The organism is Ornithinibacillus californiensis (genome assembly GCF_001038485.1).
Lineage (GTDB): Bacteria > Bacillota > Bacilli > Bacillales > Amphibacillaceae > Ornithinibacillus > Ornithinibacillus californiensis.
On sequence record NZ_LDUE01000047.1, the window covers coordinates 1 to 5,656 of the forward strand.

Sequence of the window (5,656 nt, forward strand, 5' to 3'; positions counted from 1 at the left end):
CCGAAACCCCATGAAGGTATTGTAGGAATTTCTTTTGTAGTACCAGTCCACAATAGTATCTAATAAAAATATAAAAGCCTCTGGTTTAACCTTCTTCCTCGCCTCACAAAAGGCCTGTTTACTTACTGTTACCTCCTTTTTATTAAGAATTTTAAAGAAGTCATCCAGTTCAATCTGAATGCTCTTCTTTACAAAATTAAGCATAAATAACAATGTGCTTGTAAAACTCAACTTGTTTTGCCCTTCACGGGTAAAATAGGTTGGTTTGGATCGTGATTCACACTTAAAAATATAGTCATGAATGACGTTCCGAGTTACCTCAATAGCCTCTAAAAACATACTTTTCCCCATAAAAAATCACCACTTCATCGTTGATATACCTAAAAAATCGGTATTCAAATCGATTATTGTGGTGATTTTAAAAAGTCAAGTGCTTTTTGGCATATTTTGGTTATTTTTTGTCTTTTTTAATTCATTTACATATTTTGTCATCTTAGCTTGATGACATTGGGACTATCCCCCCAAAAAAAGTCAAGGTATCAAATTTAATATTTTGCCTTCTTCTACATCCAGTTTCGTCTCATGATAGGTCCCTTTAACCCAATCTTCCACCTGATTATCGTACCATTCACTCTTAAAATGTCCTTCTTGACCAGGACCAACAATATGATACCCTGTTGTTGGTTCACTCATGTCAATAACAAACCGCCATGACGCTCCATGTTCAACCTCACCTGTATCGGCATCATAGGCTGCTGCCATTGGGGTTATAGCACTTCCCCCAACTGGCATTGGATCTTTATTATTAAAGAAGTACGCTAATACTGGATGAACTGCTGATAATGGGTGATGGAACTGAACTTGGTGATAATCGCCCCACTGCCACGTATGCATATCCTCGCCATAAGACTCAGTAAGCCCTTCGATTGTATTCTGTAACGCTACATGAAGAACACTCTCTAATCCTCCATTTTCATCAATCCAAATCGACTCCTCACCATTAGCAGCCTTTCGAAGTAGTTCATCAGTCGTTTGACCACGACTGTTAAAGAGATCCATTATTCCATCTGGTAGCTCATCATATAAGATCGCTTCGATTTCATCCATCCAATGATGGAAAATCAACGGCTGTGCAGCATCTACTTGGTCCACATAATCCCAATTCTCTAACAGAGATAAAGCAACCGTCTCTTGCTTACGCAAATTAGATTCTTCTAGAACCTCAATGAACATCGGAACAAATTCCCTCGCCTGCAAGTTCGTTTGATCCATCTGCAGCGCCATCATATCTTCTGCAGTTAAATTATCACCCGCCTCCAACATTTCAGCAATCCGCTCATAACGATAAGGCTGTGCCCACACATTACTAATATGATACGGGTACCCATCCCCCGCAACCTTATTGTTAGCTGTTGCAATAAAGCCTTTCTCCGGATTAATCACTATCGGTAATTCATCAAATGGAATATACTCATCCAATACATATTCAGAATCCCAACCCGGTAGTGGTAATAACGCATCCTCACTATTTTCATAAATAGGAATTTTTCCATTTGCTTTATAAGCAATCGTCCCATCAACAGATGCAAACACAAAATTTTGAGTTGGAACAATAAATTTTTCTAGCCCCTTTTCGAACTCTTCCCAGTTTGTTGCTCGATTCATCTCAAGAATGGCTTCCAGTTCGGTTGTCGGATCTAAAGCGGTCCATCTCAATGACATGACCGTATTCTTTCCACTTTCCTCAGCAAACTCCGATACGATTGGCCCATGTCTTGTTTCCACTACTTGATAGTCAATCATTTCGCCATCTTTCACCCGAATCGGCTCATCAATAACTGCCGCCTCTTCCCATTCTTCCTCAAACAAAAATTCATTCGGGTTATCAGGGTTTCTCTTTTCTAAATATAGTTGTTGCACATCTGGCCCTGTATTCGTCACTCCCCAAGCAATCTTGTCGTTATGACCGAGAATAATTCCTGGAACTCCTGCAAATATAACACCACTAACATTTAGTTCGTCTGTCTGTAAATGCATTTGCAACCATATGGACGGTGTTGCTAAACCAAGATGAGGATCATCCGCTAGTAGAGGCAGACCAGATGCTGTTTTCTCCCCACTCACTACCCAGTTATTACTTCCATTAAACGCATGTGGAATTACCGCTTTTTCAAAACTAGCAGCTACGTCGACAATCTCTTCTTCTCCAATGATTGTCGGTCTATTTTCTGGATAGACTGGAAATAACTCATATGCTTTTTCTTCTTCATATTTATTTAACACATAGTAATTAAAAGCTTGTCTCTCCCAATGTCCACCCAAGTCGAACGCCATAAACTTTCCAATCGTTAATGAATCAATTGGTGTCCATTCACCTGGCTCACTACCCATTAGTGTAAACTCAATTGGCAAGGAGTTGGAATCCTTTGCTTCATGGATATAGGCGTTCACACCATCAGCAAACCATTGCAACACCTGTTTACTCTCATCAGTATAAATATCATACGATTTCTCCGCTGCACGTCTTAAGCCAAGCGTGCGGAAATATTTATCTTGATCAACTGCAGCTTCTCCAACAACTTCACTCAATGTCCCGGAAGCTTGTCTTCTTGATAACTCCATCTGGAACATTCGATTTTGCGCTTGCATATAGCCCTGCGCCATGTATAAATCATGATCATTTTTAGCACGTATATGCGGAACACCGTGCTCATCAGTTGTGACAACTACTTCATCTTGTAATCCTGGTAATTCGATTGTCCCTTCTATTTGTGGTAGGGATTTATTTATGTATGCGTTTACAAAAAGAAAAGCAATTAACACTAACGCTAGTAAAATCCCTACAACTATTAAACTAATTTTCTTCCAGTTTCGTTTCTTTTTATCTGGTAGATGTTCTGGTATGTATGGTTGCTCCATGATGTGACCTGCCCCCTTTAATTAGCACTAAAATTCAGATAGTTTTATTTTATCATAAAAACAGGGACAGGGGGGGTTCCTTGTCCCTGTTAACAATTCAAATTCTCTCATATAACTCAATTAATGATGACTCCCTAAAAAAAGAAAGTGGGACAACAAACCTTATCCTTGTCCCACCAAAATATCTACTTATTAATTTGTGCTACATCAAACAACTTTTCTACCACAACAACTGCTTGGGATCTAGTAACAATCCCTTTAGGTACAATAGTTGTTGAAGTCGTACCTTTGATAAGCCCATTCTCGACAGCTATAGCAACGTCGTCTATCGCCCAATTACCTACGTCATTTTTATCGATATAATTTGAAAGCACACTGAGGTCCGCAGATTGTTTTCCATTGATATACTCCAATGCACGAACCACCATGACTATCATTTCTTCACGGGTAATAGAATCAGCGGGTCTAAATTTACCATCATACCCATTAATAATTCCTGCCTCATGAGCAGCAAAAACATCCTGATAATAAAGTTTAGATTGATTTACATCTGTAAAAGCATCCTTAATGACACCATTATGAGGAACTAATCCCAATGCTTTTGTAAGCATCGAAGCGAATTCAGCACGACTTACTTTATTATTAGGTTGGAATTCTTGGGCATTTACTCCTTGTACAATATCATTAGAAACTAATCGAATAATACTAGCTTCAGCCCAGTGACCTTCGATATCCTTGAAATCTATTTCAGATTGCACGGTGTCAAGCGGGTCAAGAGCGACAATTTTGGTAGGGGTTGTCTGTGCAGGGAGCGACTTCGTTTCTATCGTATAAAAAACTAGTAATTCTTTATCAGCCAGTTCTTCCTTCGTAATTGCCTTTCCTTTTTGGTTCACCAATTCTGTATTATCATCTATCTTCAACTGTAATTGCCCATCTAGACTCAACCAATTCTTATCAAACTTGGCAACCTTTACTTGTCCCATTTCACCTTTCTCATGGACAATAACTAATTCAGGCACAATGATAGCTGGATAGATCATCATAATTGGCTTATTCTTATCATAGAATACCTCAACTTGTAACCCCTCCGCATAATCTTCCATTGCAAACTTTTCAGTCGTTGCACTACTATACGCTTCAACATCAATAGTCAGCGGAAAATGTGTAACCAATGACTTCTCTTGATTCTCAACTATTAAGGTTACAGTTTCACCATCTTTTACTACTTCTTTAATGATACCTTGCGCCTTTACATAGTTAGATTCGTTCTCCTCTGAAATCAACTCTGCATCCTCCCTCGGTAACTCTACGGAAATAGGAACAGTAATTGGAACTTCACTTTCTGCCAAAACCGGACTACCAAATAGAGTTGTACTTGTCATCAACATTGCCATAATACCTAATCTCTTTTTCAAAATACTTTCCCTCCTTCATTTATTATCTAAATACCATCAGAAAATATATCCATATATTGGACGAAAGGACTAACATGAAATGTTTCATAATTTATTAAATAAGAGCAGAGGGACTGTCCCTCATTATGTTAACTCACTCAAAAAACAAAATACCACCAACTCTAGTAATCAGAGATGGTGGTAAGAAGAGGTTAAAAGAGCATTGAGATGGAGAATAGATAGAAAACTAACAAATGATTTATATTAATTTTTCTATTTAAATATCCACACAAAAAAAGACTAAAGTTAGGATTCTACCAACTTTAATCTCTTCAGATGGAGCCTAGCGGAATCGAACCGCTGACCTCCTGCGTGCAAGGCAGGCGCTCTCCCAGCTGAGCTAAGGCCCCATAAATATAATTACGAATATAGTATACGCGCCCTAGAGGATTCGAACCTCTGACCCACAGCTTAGAAGGCTGTTGCTCTATCCTGCTGAGCTAAGGGCGCAAATAGAAAATATATCAACATACAAGTTGTATGGAATTTGTATGATTTGATAGATAGCTAACACTTAAATAAAGTAATGGGCCTGAGTGGACTCGAACCACCGACCTCACGCTTATCAGGCGTGCGCTCTAACCAGCTGAGCTACAGGCCCAAATGAATAATTTGGAGCGGGTGATGGGAATCGAACCCACGACATTAGCTTGGAAGGCTAGAGTTTTACCATTAAACTACACCCGCGTTGGTAATATGGAGTTGAAAGTTAACTTTGTTGACCGCACCTTATCTGGTCCATTATGCCTCTGCGTCTACTAGCAAATTCGAAGAGGTATATTCCTCGAGGCAACTCGAAGTGAATTCGGTGGAAGTAATGCTCGTTACTACACCCGCAGAAAAAGAATGGTGGCTCGGGACGGAATCGAACCGCCGACACACGGATTTTCAGTCCGTTGCTCTACCGACTGAGCTACCGAGCCATCGTTTATAAAGCCTTACAATTAAATGTTATTCACATACCATGTTTTGACCCCTGCATCTGCAAGATTATTCTAAGATGTGTATGCTTCGGGGTTACTCGTAGCAAATTCGGTGGAAGTATTGCTTGTTGCTCTACCGACTGAGCTACCGAGCCTTAATACTATCAAATAAAAATGGAGGAGGTAGAGGGATTCGAACCCCCGCGCGGTTTGACCCGCCTGTCGGTTTTCAAGACCGATCCCTTCAGCCAGACTTGGGTATACCTCCATATAAAGTATGAAAAAGCAAAATAAAATGGTGGAGCCTAGCGGGATCGAACCGCTGACCTCCTGCGTGCAAGGCAGGCGCTCTCCCAG

At 39.9% G+C, this 5,656-nt stretch carries 2 protein-coding genes, 6 tRNA genes and 1 pseudogene; all 9 read right to left on the minus strand.

All coding sequences use genetic code 11. From position 1 onward, the window contains the following. A pseudogene (locus tag TE34_RS10665) lies at positions 1 to 351 on the minus strand (IS4 family transposase); the annotation flags it as partial. Positions 352 to 531: 180 nt separating this feature from the next. After that, complete coding sequence (locus TE34_RS10670; RefSeq protein ID WP_047984811.1) at positions 532 to 2,919, minus strand: penicillin acylase family protein; 2,388 nt, start codon at positions 2,917 to 2,919, stop codon at positions 532 to 534. Positions 2,920 to 3,104: 185 nt separating this feature from the next. Then, on the minus strand, positions 3,105 to 4,337 hold the full coding sequence (locus TE34_RS20290) for an S-layer homology domain-containing protein (protein WP_053075062.1): 1,233 nt from the start codon (positions 4,335 to 4,337) through the stop codon (positions 3,105 to 3,107). A gap of 316 nt (positions 4,338 to 4,653) precedes the next feature. Then, positions 4,654 to 4,726: transfer RNA gene (locus TE34_RS10680), tRNA-Ala, on the minus strand. Between the two features lie 26 nt (positions 4,727 to 4,752). Continuing rightward, positions 4,753 to 4,826: transfer RNA gene (locus tag TE34_RS10685), tRNA-Arg, on the minus strand. A 77-nt stretch (positions 4,827 to 4,903) separates the two neighbouring features. Next, positions 4,904 to 4,977, minus strand: a tRNA-Ile gene (locus TE34_RS10690). Between the two features lie 12 nt (positions 4,978 to 4,989). Next, positions 4,990 to 5,063, minus strand: a tRNA-Gly gene (locus TE34_RS10695). Positions 5,064 to 5,223: 160 nt separating this feature from the next. Continuing rightward, positions 5,224 to 5,299 (minus strand) — tRNA-Phe (locus TE34_RS10700). Positions 5,300 to 5,474: 175 nt separating this feature from the next. Next, positions 5,475 to 5,567: transfer RNA gene (locus tag TE34_RS10705), tRNA-Ser, on the minus strand. Positions 5,568 to 5,656: the final 89 nt, after the last annotated feature.

Bases quoted from the DNA above. Each gene is read 5' to 3' on its own strand.
- TE34_RS10670 (WP_047984811.1), bottom strand. From the start codon at position 2,919: ATGGAGCAACCATACATACCAGAACATCTACCAGATAAAAAGAAACGA.